The sequence below is a fragment of the Marinactinospora thermotolerans DSM 45154 genome (assembly GCF_900167435.1).
GTDB classification, from domain to species: domain Bacteria; phylum Actinomycetota; class Actinomycetes; order Streptosporangiales; family Streptosporangiaceae; genus Marinactinospora; species Marinactinospora thermotolerans.
Genome location: NZ_FUWS01000001.1, coordinates 576,889 through 593,319 on the forward strand (window position 1 = coordinate 576,889; position 16,431 = coordinate 593,319).

Annotated in this window: 11 protein-coding genes and 1 pseudogene; 1 reads left to right on the plus strand and 11 read right to left on the minus strand. The window is 71.1% G+C overall.

The features are described from left to right. Window positions 1-19: 19 nt before the first annotated feature. Entirely contained in the window at window positions 20-4,582 is a 4,563-nt protein-coding gene (gltB, locus tag B5D66_RS02450; RefSeq protein WP_078759889.1) for a glutamate synthase large subunit, read from the minus strand. Window positions 4,583-5,300: 718 nt separating this feature from the next. Here gltB and B5D66_RS02455 point away from each other — a divergent pair. Further along, complete coding sequence (locus tag B5D66_RS02455) at window positions 5,301-6,914, plus strand: bis-aminopropyl spermidine synthase family protein (RefSeq protein WP_078759890.1); 1,614 nt, start codon at window positions 5,301-5,303, stop codon at window positions 6,912-6,914. A gap of 69 nt (window positions 6,915-6,983) precedes the next feature. Here B5D66_RS02455 and B5D66_RS02460 read toward each other — a convergent pair whose 3' ends face one another. The 10 genes and pseudogenes from B5D66_RS02460 to B5D66_RS02505 all read right to left on the minus strand — a co-directional run bounded on the left by B5D66_RS02460 (window position 6,984) and on the right by B5D66_RS02505 (window position 16,307). Next, window positions 6,984-7,787 (minus strand): hypothetical protein, encoded by an 804-nt coding sequence (locus B5D66_RS02460; protein ID WP_144290660.1) that lies wholly within the window; start codon window positions 7,785-7,787, stop codon window positions 6,984-6,986. 300 nt (window positions 7,788-8,087) lie between these two features. Continuing rightward, a complete protein-coding gene (locus B5D66_RS02465) occupies window positions 8,088-9,209 on the minus strand; it encodes a hypothetical protein (protein WP_144290661.1) in 1,122 nt (373 codons plus the stop codon). A gap of 90 nt (window positions 9,210-9,299) precedes the next feature. Then, window positions 9,300-10,257 (minus strand): annotated as a pseudogene (lgt, locus tag B5D66_RS02470) (prolipoprotein diacylglyceryl transferase); the annotation flags it as partial. After that, the gene (locus B5D66_RS02475; protein ID WP_078759892.1) at window positions 10,254-11,270 is read right to left on the minus strand and encodes a DsbA family protein; all 1,017 of its coding nucleotides are present in this window, start codon (window positions 11,268-11,270) and stop codon (window positions 10,254-10,256) included. The pseudogene lgt and the gene B5D66_RS02475, both read right to left, overlap by 4 nt. Before the next feature lie 130 nt (window positions 11,271-11,400). Beyond that, on the minus strand, window positions 11,401-11,961 hold the full coding sequence (locus B5D66_RS02480) for a MauE/DoxX family redox-associated membrane protein (protein WP_078759893.1): 561 nt from the start codon (window positions 11,959-11,961) through the stop codon (window positions 11,401-11,403). 207 nt (window positions 11,962-12,168) lie between these two features. After that, complete coding sequence (gene trpA, locus B5D66_RS02485) at window positions 12,169-12,984, minus strand: tryptophan synthase subunit alpha (protein WP_078759894.1); 816 nt, start codon at window positions 12,982-12,984, stop codon at window positions 12,169-12,171. Then, the gene (gene trpB, locus B5D66_RS02490; protein ID WP_078759895.1) at window positions 12,981-14,210 is read right to left on the minus strand and encodes a tryptophan synthase subunit beta; all 1,230 of its coding nucleotides are present in this window, start codon (window positions 14,208-14,210) and stop codon (window positions 12,981-12,983) included. The genes trpA and trpB overlap by 4 nt, the downstream gene beginning before the upstream one ends. Before the next feature lie 212 nt (window positions 14,211-14,422). Next, a complete protein-coding gene (gene trpC, locus B5D66_RS02495) occupies window positions 14,423-15,229 on the minus strand; it encodes an indole-3-glycerol phosphate synthase TrpC (protein WP_078759896.1) in 807 nt (268 codons plus the stop codon). Between the two features lie 266 nt (window positions 15,230-15,495). Continuing rightward, window positions 15,496-15,927 carry a DUF2752 domain-containing protein gene (locus B5D66_RS02500; RefSeq protein ID WP_078759897.1) on the minus strand — a complete coding sequence of 144 codons (432 nt, stop codon included), beginning with the start codon at window positions 15,925-15,927 and terminating at the stop codon, window positions 15,496-15,498. Next, the gene (locus B5D66_RS02505) at window positions 15,927-16,307 is read right to left on the minus strand and encodes a CD225/dispanin family protein (RefSeq protein WP_078759898.1); all 381 of its coding nucleotides are present in this window, start codon (window positions 16,305-16,307) and stop codon (window positions 15,927-15,929) included. The genes B5D66_RS02500 and B5D66_RS02505 overlap by 1 nt, the downstream gene beginning before the upstream one ends. Window positions 16,308-16,431: the final 124 nt, after the last annotated feature.

Consider the following 16,431-nt stretch of genomic DNA (forward strand, 5'->3'; position numbering starts at 1 on the left):
TCCTTTCCGAAAGGGCCTGTCAGGACTGGGCGGAGGCCATGATGGCCTCGTCGATGTCGCGGCCTTCGCGCTCGGCCGTGGCCCGGGCGGCCAGGACCCGCTTGTAGTCACGGGGCATGACCTTGGCGAACCGGTCGGCCTCGACGTCGAAGTCGGCGAGGAGGCGCTGGGCCACGGTCGACCCGGTCTCGGCGTGGTGGCGGCGCAACACGTCCTCCAGGAACGCGCGGTCCTCGTCGTCGAGCGGGTCGATGTCGACCATCTCGCCGTTGACGCGGGCGGTGTCCAGGTCGAGCACGTAGGCGATCCCGCCCGACATGCCGGCGGCGAAGTTACGGCCGGTGGGGCCCAGGACGACGGCCCGGCCACCGGTCATGTACTCGCAGCCGTGGTCGCCGACGCCCTCGACGACGGCGAGCGCCCCGGAGTTGCGCACGCAGAAGCGCTCGCCGACGACACCGCGCAGGAAGACCTCGCCCGAGGTGGCCCCGTAGGCGATGACGTTGCCGGCGATGATCTGCTCCTCGGCGTTGAACTGGACGTGCTCGGGGGGCCGCACGGTGATGCGTCCGCCCGACAGGCCCTTGGCCACGTAGTCGTTGGCGTCGCCGACCAGGCGCAACGTGACGCCCTTGGGCAGGAACGCCCCGAAGGACTGCCCGGCCGACCCGGTGAAGGTCACGTCGATGGTGTCGTCGGGCAACCCGGCCGCCCCGTAGCGCTTGGTCACCTCGTGGCCGAGCATGGTGCCGACGGTGCGGTTGACGTTGCGCACGGGAAGGTCCAGGCGCAGCGGCCGACCGAACTCCAGCGCCCCCTCGGAGAGCTGGATCAACGTGTTGTCCAGGGCCTTTTCCAGCCCGTGGTCTTGGACGCGGACGCGCCGGCGGTGGTCGCTGGCCCAGGGCTGGACCTCGTGCAGGATCGGCGAGAGGTCCAGGCCCGACGCCTTCCAGTGGTCCACGGCGTCGGCCACGTCGAGCAGTTCCACGGCGCCCACGGCCTCGTCGAGGCTGCGGAAGCCGAGCGCGGCCAGATGCTCGCGGACCTCCTCGGCGATGAACTCGAAGAAGTTGACCACGAACTCCGGCTTGCCCGAGAAGCGCTTGCGCAGTTCGGGGTTTTGGGTGGCCACGCCGACCGGGCAGGTGTCGAGATGGCAGACACGCATCATGACGCAACCGGAGACGACGAGGGGGGCGGTGGCGAAACCGAACTCCTCGGCGCCCAGCAGCGCGGCGATGATGACGTCACGGCCGGTCTTCAGCTGCCCGTCGGCCTGCACGACGATGCGGTCGCGCAGCCCGTTGCGCAGGAGGGTCTGCTGGGTCTCGGCCAGGCCCAGCTCCCAGGGGGTGCCCGCGTGCTTGAGCGAGGTCAGCGGCGACGCTCCGGTGCCACCATCGTGGCCGGAGATGAGCACCACGTCGGCGTGGGCCTTGGAGACGCCCGCGGCGACGGTCCCCACTCCGGCCTCGGAGACCAGCTTGACGTGGACCCGGGCCGAGGGGTTGGCGTTCTTGAGGTCGTGGATGAGCTGGGCGAGGTCCTCGATGGAGTAGATGTCGTGGTGGGGCGGCGGCGAGATGAGGCCGACGCCGGGCGTGGAGTGGCGGGTCTGGGCGACCCACGGGTAGACCTTGTGGCCGGGCAGCTGGCCGCCCTCCCCCGGCTTGGCGCCCTGGGCCATCTTGATCTGGATGTCGTCGGCGTTGGTGAGGTAGTGCGAGGTGACGCCGAAGCGGCCGGAGGCGACCTGCTTGATCGCGCTGCGGCGCAGGTTCCCGTCGGCGTCGGGGGTGAACCGATCGGGGTCCTCCCCTCCCTCACCGGTGTTGGACTTGCCGCCGAGGCGGTTCATCGCGATGGCGAGGGTCTCGTGGGCCTCGGCCGAGATCGACCCGTAGGACATGGCGCCGGTGGAGAAACGCTTGACGATCTGCGAGACCGGCTCGACCTCCTCCAGCGGGACCGGCTCGCGCACCCCCTCCTTCAGCTTGAACAGGCCGCGCAGCGTCATGAGCTTTCCGGCCTGCTCGTCGACCTTGGAGGTGTACTCCTTGAAGATCTCGTAGCGGCGCGTCCGGGTGGAGTGCTGCAGCTTGAAGACGGTCTCGGGGTTGAACAGGTGCGGTTCGCCCTCGCGCCGCCACTGGTACTCGCCGCCCACGGCGAGGCGGCGGTGCCCGGCGGGGTTGCCGGCGTGGGCCGCCGCGTGGCGCAGCCGGACCTCTTCGGCGAGGACGTCGAACCCGACACCGCCCAGGCGCGAGGTGGTCCCGGTGAAGCAGCGCTCGATCACCTCGGCGCCCAGCCCCAGCGCCTCGAAGATCTGCGCACCGGTGTAGGAGCTGACCGTGGAAACGCCCATCTTGGACATGATCTTCAAGACGCCCTTGCCGAACGCCTTGATCGTGTTGCGGACGGCGGTGTCGGCGTCGATGCCGCCGATGACACCCCGCTCGACCAGGTCGCGCACCCCGGCCAGGGCCAGGTAGGGGTTGACGGCCGAGGCCCCGTAGCCGACGAGCAGCGCGACGTGGTGGCATTCGCGGACGTCGCCCGCCTCGACCACCAGGCCCACCTCGGTCCGGGTCTTCTCCCGGACCAGGTGGTGGTGGACCGCCCCGGTGAGGAGCAGGGAGGGGATGGGCGCGCGTTCGGCGTCGGCGCCGCGGTCGCTGAGCACGATGACGTGGGCGCCATCGGCGATGGCCCGCGACACCTCGGCGCAGATCTCGTCGAGGCGGGCCGCCAGCGCCGTCCCGCCTCCGGCCACGGGGTAGGTGCCGTTGGCGACGTGGACGCGCAACGCCGGGTCGCCTTCGGGCCCGCCCGCGGCGACGATCGCCGCGAGTTCGGCGTCGTCGATCACCGGGGTGGACAGCACGATGCGCCGGCAGTCCTCCGGGTCGGGGGACAAGACGTTCTCCTCGGCGCCCAGCGTGGTGCGCAGGCTGGTGACGAGCTCCTCGCGGATGGCGTCCAGCGGCGGGTTGGTGACCTGCGCGAAGCCCTGGGAGAAGTAGTCGAAGAGCTGCCGGGAACGGTCCGACAGCGCGGCGACGGGCGTGTCGGTGCCCATGGACCCGATCGGCTCGGCACCGGTGCGCGCCATGGGGGTGAGGATGAGCCGCAGCTCCTCCTCGGTGTAGCCGAAGACCTGCTGTTCCCGCAGGAGGTCGGCGACGGGGGCCGGCTCGGCCGCCGGCAGGTCCTCCAGGCGGACCACACCGCGCGCCAGCCATTCGGCGTAGGGGTGCTCGGCGGCGAGTTCGGCCTTGATCTCCTCGTCCTCGATGATGCGGCCCTGGGCCGTGTCGACGACGAAGATCCGTCCCGGCTGGAGGCGCCCCTTGCGGACGACGCGGGCGGGGTCGATGTCGAGGACGCCGACCTCGCTGGCGAGCACGACGAGCCCCTCGTCGGTCACCCAGTAGCGTCCCGGGCGCAGGCCGTTGCGGTCCAGGACCGCGCCGATCAGGGAGCCGTCGGTGAAGGTGACGGAGGCCGGGCCGTCCCAGGGTTCCATCAGCATGGAGTGGAACTCGTAGAAGGCCCGCACCGCCGGGTCCATCTCGGCGTGGTTCTCCCACGGCTCGGGGATCATCATCAGCACCGCGTGCGGCAGGGAGCGCCCGCCCAGGTGGAGCAGTTCCAGCGCGGCGTCGAAGGAGGCGGTGTCGGAGTCCTCGGCGTCGACGATGGGGAAGAGCCGGGAGATGTCCCCGGGGAGGAGGTCGCTGGCCAGCGTCGCCTCACGGGCCCGCATCCAGTTGCGGTTGCCCTTGACCGTGTTGATCTCGCCGTTGTGGGCGACGTAGCGGAAGGGGTGCGCCAGCGGCCAGGACGGGAAGGTGTTGGTGGAGAAACGGGAGTGCACCAGCGCCAGGCCGGAGGCGTAGCGGTGGTCGGACAGGTCGGGGAAGAAGGGCTCCAGCTGCGGCGTGGTGAGCATGCCCTTGTAGGTGATGGTGCGCGGGGACAGGCTCGGGAAGTAGACGCCGGCCTCGTGCTCGGCGCGCTTGCGCACGCAGTAGGCGTAGCGTTCCAGCTCGATGCCGCTGATCCCCTCCGTGGCGGTGCCGGGCCGGCCCGCGACGAAGAGCTGGGCGAAGAACGGCATGACCTCGCGGGCGGCCGGTCCGCAGTAGCGGGGCTCGAAGGGCAGGTCACGCCATCCGAGCAGGGTCAGCCCCTCCTCCTCGACGATGCGCTCGACGGCGGCGGTGACGCTGGCCCGCTCGGCGGCGTCGGTGGGCAGGAAGCCGATCCCCACCGCGTAGGCGCCCGCCTCGGGGAGCTCGAACCCGCAGGTGGCGCGGTACAGCTCGTCGGGGATCTGGGTGAGGATGCCCGCGCCGTCGCCGTCGTCGGGGTCGGCGCCGGACGCGCCGCGGTGGTCGAGGTTGCGCAGAACGGTCAGCGCCTTTTCGACGATGTCGTGGCTACGACGGCCGGAGAGGTCGGCGACGAACCCGACACCGCAGGCGTCGTGTTCGTAGGAGCTGTCGTACAGGCCCTCGGAAGTGGTCTTGGCGTCCGTTGGGACGGACGGACGCTGCACCTGGCCAGCAGGCATCTACCCTCCTGTCGTCTTTCGTCTGGGCTTTCGAGAAAGCGCATTCGGGACGACATTGGCCCTGCTGCGTCAGCGTGCGATCGTTGCGTGCGCCTCCACCCATTCCGCGGGCCCCGGACGGGGAAACCCACGGTCACTTCCTCGTGCCAAACGGTGTATCGGCTGTTCAACGCAACACGTGCAGGTAACTCACGTTACCCGGGGGTCCACCTCCGATGTCAATCGTGAGGTCTAGACCAACCGCCGCCACATCGCGGCGGTTCTCGACGGGGGTCCCCCGGCCCGCACAGGATACGACGGCGCCGGCCCACGATCTCCGCGGGCCTTGCCAACTCGTATCCCACGAGCGGGCACCGCAAACCTCCCAGGGGAGCTCCACGGCCGGGACAGCTTACAGACGCCCCTCCCGCCCCACGACACCCACCCCCGCAGACCCCTCTCCCCCTCATCCGACGTGCACGCCGGCCGGTCCTGCCGCGCCGCGCGCGCCCGGCGGCATGTCGCGACCGCGTCCTTGGCAGACGCGGGAACAGGTGACGGCTCACCGTGACGAAGAGCACACCCTTTCCCTTTAGTCACCAACTTCGCTCTTTGTCCTTTATGGACGTTATGTAGCTCTTTGTGGATCCGGTGCCACGTGTCGCTCCCCCGCCCCCTCGTTCTCCCGTCTCCCCCGCCCCGGTCCGACCCCGGCCCGCCTGGCCCTACGATTTCACCGATGACCGACCTTCCCCCGCAGCTGTCCGCCCTGCTTGAGGAGCAGGGCGTCGACGCCAGCCGTAGCCACCGCGTCCTCGCCGCCCTGGCCGACGGTGGCTGGTGGAGCGCCCGCGACCTCGTGCGCTCCACCGCCGTCGCCCACCGCCTCGTCGAACGGATCCTCGACGCCCTGGGCCCGGATCTCGAACACGACGGGCAGCGCGTGCGGTTGCGCGACGCCGCGGGCTACACCGTCTTCGACCGCCCCCTGCCCGCCGACCCCGTCGCCCACCTCGCCGGCCGGCACCCACGGGCCGCCGCCGAACTGCGCCGCCTCGTCGCCCAGGCCCCGGAGTCGCGAATCGACCTCGACCACGTCGCGGCCACCGCCGACACCGCGCTGCGCCGCGGCCTGTTCCTGGCCACCCGCTTCCACCTACCGGGAGCACGCCTCCTGTGCGTGGGCGACCACGACCTGACCTCCCTGGCCGCCACCCTGGTCGAACCCCGTCTGGAGGCCGTGGTCGTCGACGTCGACGAACGGATGCTCGACTACATCGACTCCGCCGCGGCCCGGCTGGACCTGCGGGTACGCTGCTACTTCGCCGACCTGAGACTGGGCCTGCCCGCCGCCGTGCGGGGACGGGCCGATCTGGTCTTCACCGACCCGCCCTACACCCCCGAGGGTGTTGAACTCTTCCTCCGCCGCGGTCTGGAGGGGCTCGCCTCCCCCGGCGACGGCCGGACCCTGCTCGCCTACGGCGCCAGCGAGACCACACCGGCCCTGGTCGCCCGCACCCAGGCCAGGCTGACCAGGCTCAACCTGGCGACCGAGGCGATCTGGCCGGACTTCAACCGCTACCTGGGGGCCGAGGGGATCGGCGCGGCCAGCGACCTGTACGTCCTGCGCGCCACCTCGCGCACCCCCGTCGGCACCGACGAACGCGAGGCCGCGCGGATCTACAGCCAGGGCTCCAACGCCAAGGAGGCGCGTGGCGGCCTCGCCCCGGACGCGGCCGGGGATCTGCTGGAACGTGTGGACGCCGACCTCGTGGTCGGCGCCTGGCCCAGCGCGGACCGTGACCTGCCGAGAGCACGGCTGTCCACCTGGTTCGCCTCCCCCGTCTCCGCGCACCGTGCCCTGGTCGACCTCACCGGCGGCTGGGAGCACCTGGCCGGCCGCGCGATCCTCGCCGGTCGCGCCCCCGAACTCCACGTGGCGGTCCCCTCCGCCTCGGCGGACGTGCGCGACCAGGCCGGCCAAGAGGCGCTGCGCCGCCTCGTCGCCCCCCTGTACGACCTACGTTTCCTGCGCGGTGTGCCCGACCCGCGGCACACCGTGATCCTGGCCCGCCGCCGTTCCGACAGGCCCGACGACACCCCCGGGCAACGCCTGCTGCGCCACTGCCAGGAGCGCGCGCACGGCTCCGTCGCGAGCGCCCTGCGCGAGGGCCTGATCCGCGTCGCCGCGGACCTGGGCCGGTCGATCAACAAGAAGACCGCGCGCACGTCCGTGGCCGCCGCCGCGCCGTGGCTGTCCGGGCACACCCTGCTGGATCTCCCCCTTCACCGGCTGGAACGGCTCGGTGAGGTGACCGACCTGCTCACCGCGGATCTGTGCACGCCCGGGTGAGTCGCCGAAGACGGCGATGGTCCTCGCGCCAAGGGCACGAGGACCATCGCGGAGGTCGTCACGGCGAGATCAGCCGACCGGGACCTCCGTACCCGTGCCGTCGAGAGTGCCGCCCTCGGTCCCCGGTGCCGCGTCGGTGCCCGTCGTGCCGGCCTCCGCGCCTGAGGACTCCGCCGCGCCTCCTTCGACGCCGAGCACGCTCTCGCGCTCCAGCACCCGGCGGTACAGCGGGAAGTCGAAGTTGCCCAGCGCGATCAGCGGCGAGGTCAGGTCCTCCCGCTCCTCCGGCGAGGTCGAGGCGAGCGGCTGGACCCAGGTCACGACGAGGTAGTGGCCGTTGACCGTGGCCTCGGCGGCGCTGTACCCGGAGCCGAGCTTGTCGAAGGGCTCATCGGTGCTCGGCGGGACGAGGAAACCGCTGGGCTCGGCCTCCTCCCCCTCGGGGAGCTCCATCGCCGCGGCGACCGCCTGGGCGGCCTCGGTGTCGCGCAGCTTGAACATCGCGGCGACGCCGACATGGTCGGCCGAGGTGTAGCCGCCCCGGGCGACCTGCGTACAGTCGGCCTCTTCCAGGGCCGCGACGAGGGCGTCACCCCACACCGCGTTCGCGCAGGTGTCGTCGAGCGCCTTGGCCGTCAGGGTGAACTCCAGCCCCTGGCTGTCGATCTTCTCGTTGCCCCGCTCGAACACCTCCGACTCCGCGAGGGGTCGGGGGTCATCCTCGCGGGAGGCCAGCATCTCGGTGGATTCCCCCGAGGAGTAGACCTGGTAGGCGGCGGGCACGGCCTGACGCGCCCCGCCCCCTCCGGTGAACTCCATCACCAGCACCACGGCGAGGGCGGCGACGGCCACGCCCAGCGCCACGAACAGCACCGGGAGGAGCCGTCCCCCGCGGCGCCCCTTACGGCCTGCGGGGGCCTCCTCGTCGCGGCGTCGGCGCGTGCCGCTCTTGCGTCGCGACGACGCCGCCGAACCGGGTTCGGCCCGGCCGGAACCGGCGGGCTTCCTCCGCCGGCCGGGGGAACCAGACGCGGACGAATCGACTGAAGACACCGGGACCTCTCGAAGGGTGGGGAACAGGGCGGGCGACCACACGGGTCAGGACGGGTGCGCTGGGGTCCGATCGGGGACATGCCCCATCGGTCCGGAATCCTAGCCGCATCCGCGCACGGGTCAGCCCTCGCCGCCGCCCTTCTCGGCGTCGCGGACCTCCTCGTAGACCGAGACCGCGGCGTCCATGGCGACGACGTTCACGGTGGCCATGGAGTCGTCATCGCGCGGCTCGCCGCCGTCGGCGCGGGCGACCCAGAACACCGCGAGGTAGTGGCCCATGACCTGGGCCGTGGCCTGGCTGTAGCCCTCGTTCAACCCCTTCATGTCGGTGTTGAGCGGGAGGACGAACCCCGGAGCCGAGGCCGGGTCGAGCTCATCTGCGACCTTGGCGGCGGACTCGGTGTCGGCGAGGTTGAACAGGGTGAACTGGGCCACGTAGGTGTCGTCCTGGTCCTGGTAGACCCCGCGGGCCGCGGAGTTGCAGGAACCGTCGGCGAGCGCCTGGGCTAGTTCGTCACCCCACACCGCGGCGGTGCAGGTGTCGGTCACCTCGGAGTCGCGCAGGGTGAGCTCGAACCCGTCGAGCTGGAGCTTCTCGCTGCCGGGACCGAACACCCTGTCCTGCTCCAGCGGCCCCGCGTCCTCGGTGCGCGTCGCGATGGGGGCGAAGATGTCCTGCTGTCCTTGGGCGTGGAACAGGTCGGGTTGCAGGGTGGAGTGCCCCTCGGGCGGCTCGACGATACGTGTCGTGGCCTGATCGGCCCGGCCCTCGGCCGGAACGAAGAGCTGGTAGCTCAACAGGCCCAGAAGAGCGATCAGGGCGACGCCGAACAGCCCCAGCAGGCCCCCCAGCAGGTAGGTGCCCCGCTTGCGCCGGCTCTGCTCGGCGAGGGAGTAGACGACCTGGCTGGGACGGTCGCCGAGCACGGTGACCTTGCGCAACGCCGAGGCGGAGAACTTCGAGACCTGTTCGATCGGCCCGCTGTTGGTGGTGGCCCGACGGCCGCGGCGGGCCCCCGAGGACACGGGGATGGGACCGGTCTTCGCCCGACGGCTGCCACGCCGCGTCGAACGGCCCGGACGGTCGGAGGGGGCGTCACCCGCGAGGTCGATGCCCTCGGGATCGGTACGCGCGAGCTCCTCGTCGTCGTAACGGTCGTCGTAACGGTCCTCGGCCTCGAAGGAGCCGTCGGAACGCCCCCGGCGCGGACCGGTCTGCTCTGCGTGGTCGGTTCTGCTCACGTGGGTACTCATCCGTCCCGCGAGGCCCCCGGCGCCGCGCTCGGCGCGGCGCTCGGGGACGGTCGCGTCATTCCTTCCGGTCGGCTCCCTCAGCGCGCTTGTCACCGTCGCGCTGTCGCGCCGTGGCCGGGTTGGTGGTGTCGGTCACTTCACTATCGGCGTCGACGCCGATGGGGACGACCCGGGTGGAGAAGCGGTCAAGCCGGCGTCCGGCCCACAGGAAGTAGGCCAGGGCGCCGAGGAACACCAGAATCGAGGTCCAGTTGTTCAGCCTCAGTCCCAGGATGTCGTGCGCCGGGTCGACTCGAAGATATTCGATCCAGAACCGCCCCACGCAATATCCCATGACGTAGAGGGCGAAGAGCCGCCCACCACGCATGTCGAACCGCCGTCCCGCCCAGGCGAGGAACACGGCCAGAACAAGGCACCACAGCGACTCGTACAGGAAGGTGGGGTGGTAGGTGGTCACCCCCGCCTCCATGCCGTCCCGCAGCATGCCGCTGGGGTAGGGGGAGACCTCCAGGGCCCACGGCAGGTCCGTGGGCGCGCCGAACAGCTCCTGGTTGAAGTAGTTCCCCCAACGCCCGAACGCCTGGGCGAGCGGGATCGTCGGCGCGATGGCGAACGACAACTGTGACATCGACAACCCGCGGCGGCGTGCCACGAGCCAGACGCCCAGCGCGCCCATGGGAATCGCGCCCCAGATCCCTAGGCCGCCCTCCCATATGAACAATGCCCGGATCGGTTCTTTTCCCGGACCGAAGTAAAGCTGGTAATCGGTGATGACGTGGTAGAGCCGGCCACCGACGAGACCGAGCAGGACCGCGGGGACCGCGAGGTCCATGATCGTGCCGGCCTGGCCTCCCATGGCCTGCCAGCGGCGCTCGCTCCAGTACACGGCGGCGATGACCCCCGCGAGAATGCACAGCGCGTAGAAGTGGATCGTCAGCGGCCCCAACTGGAAGGCGCTGACATCGGGGCTGGGAATGGCGGCGAGGGCGCGGCCGGTACCGGCCGCGCCCACGTCGATGGTCGACGGAATCGTCATTCGTCCGTTGTTTCCTTGGCGGTGGGAGGATCGCTGGGGTTGGTGGTGGGTGAGTCCCCATCGGCGAGCGGCTCGGTGTCGACCTGACCGGGGGACGCCGCCTCGACGGCATCGGTCAGGCCGTCGACGGTGTAGATGTCGTTGCCTTGGAGCTGACCGTTGATGTAGACCGACGGGGTGCCCTGGAAGGCATTCTCCCCGCTGCTGTAGCGGTCGTTGACCGCGGCGGTGGCGTCGAGCACCTCACCGACGTAGGTTCCGTCGAGGAAGGAGTCGTCCACCCCGTTGCCACGACCCCACTCCATCAGCTCGTGCAGGCGCATGCCCGAGATCTCCTCGTCGGACATCTCGGCCTGGGCCTTCTCCACCAGGGCCGGATAGTAGTCGTTGACCCACTGGTCGACGATCGCGCTCTCGCTGTCGATGCGCTCGGCAAAGGCCGGGTCGGTGATGCCGGCCTCCTCGCCCCACTCCTTGAGCTCGTCGACGGAGAAGCCCTCGCGGCCCTCGGTCGGCTGGTTCTCGAACAGCAGGTCGTTGTACTCGACGAAGGCGCCGTGGTCGGCCGCTGCGCGGGCCGCCGCCGCGCCGCGCAGCGAATTGGTGCTGATGGGATCGGGGCGCTGCGAGAAGATCGACACCGGCCGGTAGTGGACGATGGCCTTCCCCTCGGCCGCGAGCTGCTTGAGGTTGTCGCCGTTGACGGCCTCGAACTGCCGGCAGGCCGGGCACTGGTAGTCGGCGTAGACCTCGACGACCGGGGCCTGCGCCCCCTCGGTGGCCATGACCACGCTGCCGTCCTGCTGGAGCGTGCGGGGGGCGAGGGCCCCGTCCCACTCGGAGGACTGTCCACGGGAGGACATGACCAGGTAGCCGACGCCCACGACCAGGGCGACGACGACGACCGCCGCGCCGATGATGGCCAGGAGCTTGTTGCGTTTGGCCCTTTGCTGCTGCTTCAGCCGCTCCTGCCTGAGTCGCTCGCGGGACTCGCGTCGCGACGCCTTGCTCATCAGCCGATCACCATTCCTCGTTAGGATCGTCCTCCGGCACGGCCGCCTTAGCCGCGCGGTGCCCTGGTCAGGGCGGGTCAACTAAAGTGGGCGGCGCGGTACCACGATGTGGGCCGCGGTACCGGCGCGCCTAGTCCTTGGACCGCTCGTCGCTCGAATACAGGCCGAGGGCGCTGTCGAGCGAGAACGGGGAGCGCGGCCAGAGCATGACGATACCGGCCAGCGCGGCGAATCCGATGTCGCGCAGGATGTCGACACCGTAGCGGGTCTCCCCCGGGGCCACCTGCCCTCCGGTGCCGAAGCAGCCGCAGTCGATGGTGAGCCCGCGCGCCCAGGCCGAGATGATCCCGGCGATGAACACGACCATCAGCAGGGCGGCGACGGCGGCCGTGTAGCGGCTGGCCAGCCCCACGAGGAGCAGCAGGGCCAGGGCGACCTCGAAGAAGGGCAGGGTGTAGCCGATGAACTGGTTCACCCCGTCGGGGAACAGCTCGTAGGCCTCGACCGCCTGCACCGACAGTGCCGGGGCCCCCATCTTGGAGATGCCGGCGTAGCCGAGCACGCCCACCAGGGCGAGACGGGCGACCAGGGTGATCCATGGTTGGACGGTCTGCCAACGGGACCGGCCCGCCCCGTCCTGGGGACGGGGCTCGGGCTCGGCCGGCGGATGTGGTTCGATCTCGGTGGACATGCCTTCCCCGGGGGACTCGTGGACGACGTGGGCCGCGCGCAGGGCGCCGCCATCTGCCCTCAGAGCCTACTGTGCGTCATGGATCGGTGACGAGGGGTTGACGGGATCGGTCCTCCCGCCGTCTCCGGTCGCCGATTGCAACACTAATGACCCCGTCTTCCTTCCGGTCATCGGGTCCCTGAGGGGGAGTGCCCCGACCGGCGGACCTCAGGCGCGCCCGCGTACCCCTTCGGCCAGCTCCTGGGCGAAGGAACGCACCGCGGTGAGCGCCGTCTCCAGGTCGGGGGCGTCCAGGACCCGTTGGCAGAAGCCCGCCCCGACGATGACCCCGTCGGCGTAACCGGCCACCTCTGCGGCCTGGGCCCCGTTCGAGATGCCCAGGCCGACGCAGATGGGCAGCCCGCTGCGTTGGGTCACCGCCCGGGTGCGGGTGACGAGCTCCTTGGCGGTCCCCGCGACCTGGGCCCGGGTGCCGGTGACCCCCATGAGCGAGGCGGCGTAGACGAAGCCGCGGCAGGCGTCGGTGGTCAGGGCCAGGCGCTCGTCGGTGGAGGAGGGGGCGACCAGGAAGACGCGGTCCAGGCCGGCGGCGTCGGTGGCCTCGATCCAGGGGCCGGCCTCCTCGGGCAGCAGGTCGGGGGTGATCACCCCCGATCCCCCCGCCGCGGCCATGTCGGCGGCGAAGCGGGTGACGCCGTAGCGGTCGATCGGATTCCAGTAGGACATGACGAGCGCGGCCGCGCCGGTGCGGGCGGTGGCCTCGACCACGCGCAGGACGTCCTTGGGGGTGGTCCCGGCGGCCAGCGCGCGATCGGCGGCCTTCTGGATGGTGGGGCCGTCCATGGTGGGGTCGGAGTAGGGCAGGCCGACCTCGATGACGTCACACCCTCCCTCGACCATGGCCTCGATGACCTTGATGGAGGACTCGACGTCGGGGAAGCCCGCCGGCAGGTAGCCGATCAGGGCGGCGCGGCCGGCCTCGCGCGCCTCGCCCAGCCTGCGCTGCAGTGTGGTGGCGCTCACGCCTGCTCCTCCTTGTCGGCCACGAGCCCGAAGTAGGCCGCGGCGGTGTTGACGTCCTTGTCACCGCGTCCGGAGAGGTTGACCAGGATGGTCGCCTCCGGTCCGAGCTCGGCGCCGATCCGGCGGGCGCCGGCCAGCGCGTGCGCGCTCTCGATGGCGGGGATGATGCCCTCGGTGCGGCACAGCAGCCGGAACGCCTCCATGGCCTCGGCGTCGGTGACGGGGGCGTAGGTGGCCCGTCCGCTGTCGGCGAGCCAGGCGTGTTCGGGACCGACGGCCGGATAGTCCAGGCCGGCGGAGATCGAGTGGCTGGGCACGGTCTGGCCGTACTCGTCCTGGAGCACGTAGGTGCGGGCTCCCTGGAAGACGCCCGGGGAACCGCCGGTGATGGAGGCGGCGTGGCGACCGCTGTCCACCCCGTCGCCCCCCGCCTCGAAGCCGTAGAGGCGGACCTGCTCGTCGGGGATGAAGGCGGCGAAGATGCCGATCGCGTTGGAGCCTCCGCCCACGCACGCGGCGACGGCGTCGGGAAGCCGCCCGGTCAGGTCGAGGACCTGCTCGCGGGCCTCCGCCCCGATGACGTAGTGCAGGTCGCGGACCATCGCCGGGAAGGGGTGCGGACCGGCGACCGTCCCCAGGAGGTAGTGGGTGTGGTCCACGTTGGCGACCCAGTCACGGAACGCCTCGTTGACGGCGTCCTTGAGGGTGCGGCTGCCGACCGTGACCGGGACGACCTCGGCGCCGAGCATGTGCATGCGGGCGACGTTGAGCGCCTGGCGGCGGGTGTCCTCCTCGCCCATGTAGATCACGCAGTCCAGGCCGAGCAGGGCGCAGGCGGTCGCGGTGGCCACGCCGTGCTGTCCGGCGCCGGTCTCGGCGATGACGCGGGTCTTGCCCATCCGCTTGGTCAGCAGGGCCTGTCCCAGCACGTTGTTGATCTTGTGGGACCCCGTGTGGTTGAGGTCCTCGCGCTTGAGCAGGATCCGGGCCCCGCCACAGTGGCGGCTGAAGTTGCGGGCCTCGGTCAGCGGGCTGGGCCGTCCGGTGTAGCTCGCCAGGAGTTCCTTCAGTTCCGCCTGGAACTGGGGATCCTGCTTGGCCTTCTCCCAGGCCGCGGCGACCTCGTCAAGGGCCGCCACGAGGGCTTCGGGGCTGAAACGGCCGCCGTAGACGCCGTAGTGTCCGCCGGCGTCGGGAAACGCGGCGGACGGTTCGGTGGTGCTCATCTTGGCTCTCCAGGACCGCGCGGGTCCGTCGGGGACGCTGCGCGGGATATCGACGGGAAGGCGCGGCACGCGGGCGACACGGAGCGCGGACGTGCCGGCCGGATCGGCACGGCGACGGGAGCCCGCGGCGGCAGGTGCCGGACCGCGGGCTCCCTAGAGCCATCGACGCTCGTGGCGCCGGGAGGCGGCGGGGCGCGAGGACATCGGCACGGTCAGTGCCGATCCCTCAGCGCGGGGTGCGCGCCGGCGGTGACGAGGTCGGCGACGGCGTCGCGCGGGTTGCGCCCGATCACCAGGCTCTCGCCGACCAGGACCGCGTCGGCGCCCGAACTGGCGTAGGCCAGCAGGTCGTGGGGCCCCCGGACACCCGACTCGGCGATCTTGATGCGGTCGTCGGGGATCAGCGGCGCGAGCCGGGCGAAGGTGGAGCGGTCGACCTTGAGGGACTTGAGGTCGCGCGCGTTGACGCCGATGACGGTGGCCCCGGCGTCGAGGGCGCGCTCGACCTCCTCTTCGGAGTGGACCTCGACGAGCGGGGTCAGCCCCAACGACTCGGCCCGCTCGACCAGGGAGACCAGCGCCTCCTGGGGCAGGGCCGCGACGATCAGCAGCACCGCGTCGGCACCGTGGACCCGCGCCTCCCACAACTGGTAGGAGCTGACCACGAAGTCCTTGCGCAGCAGCGGGGTCTCGACCGCGGCCCGCACGGCCGCGAGGTCGTCGAGGCTCCCCCCGAAGCGCCGCTGTTCGGTCAGGACGCTGATCATGCAGGCGCCCCCGGCCGCGTAGTCGCGGGCGAGCGCGGCGGGGTCGGCGATGGCGGCCAAGGCCCCCTTGGACGGGCTGGAGCGCTTGACCTCGGCGATGACCTGGACGCCCGGGCTGCGCAGCGCGGCGACGACGTCCTTGGGCCACGGCACGGAGGCTGCCTTCTCCTTGAGCCGCTCCAGAGGTGTGGCGGCCTGCCGATCCGCGAGATCGGCGCGTACTCCGTCGAGGATCTCGTCGAGCACGCTCACGTGAGACTGCCCCCTCCATGTTGCCTGTCGGTTGTGGCTGTGACCGTCGGCATCCACGGGCGCGGACGGGCCCGGCGGGCGGCGTCACGGACGTCGGTCGCGGATACGCGAAGGACACGGACCCGGCGTCGTCGTGAAATCGTCACGCGCCGTGCCCGTGTCCCGATCGTATCGAGCCCGCCCGGGATGTGGGTCACCGACTCCGGAAACGGCCGCCAAAGGCCCGCATCGACGGGTCACCTGGTATCCCGGCCGGGGGCGCCAGGTCACCCGGGGGCGAGGAAGGCCGCGAAGGGAAGGTTGCGCAGGATCCAGAAGCCGACGATCGCCACGAGCAGGACCCACAGCCAGAAGGGGTGCAGGACCCGGGCGGGGCGTTGCGACGGCCGGAAGGAACGGTACAGCCAGCGGACGTAGCCGACCGCGAGGAAGGGGAGCAACGCCACGGTCAGGACGTTCATCTGGAGCGCGCCGACCAGATCGAGCTCGGTCAGCGCGTGCACGCAGCGCATGGTGCCGCATCCGGGACAGAACGTCCCGGTCACCATCAGCCAGGGACACGTCGGATAGTGACCGGGCTCGTTGGGGTCGACGAAGTGGACCATGGTGGCGGCGGCCAGGCCGGCCACCCCTACGAGCAGCGGCGCCGCCGCGGGATGCGAACGGCGCCGAAGACGCTCAAATGCCCGAAGGAACATCAGTAGTAGGTCGGCGTCGCGGCGAACAGGGCGCCGAAGAAGAGGATGTAGCAGATCCAGAAGACCACGTGCAGCGCGGAGCCGACCAGGCCGATGATGCCGAACAGCTTCGCCTTGTCCGAGGCCTCCTGCGCCCCCTGGAAGTCACCGATCCTCCAGCGGCTGCTGACCTGAAGGGAGAAGATCAGGCTGATGATGCCGAAGAGGGTGCAGCACAGGAGGGAGACGATCGCCGCCCACATCCAGTTGTTCGGCGGGTCGCCGGCCGGCTGTCCGCCCGGGTATCCCCCGCCGGGGTAACCACCGGAGGGGTAGCCGCCGGAGGGCGGAGGTCCGTAGCCACCGGGGTTCTGCGGACCGGAAGGGGGGCCATAGCTCATGGTCGGTGTTTCTTTCCTGAGACGGTTTCGGAGTTGATGCGCCGCGTATCCGAGGAACACCGCCAACAGGGGGCAAGGTTGGGGACACGGAGCAGCACGCGTCGCGAGCAGACCGAATCATGCC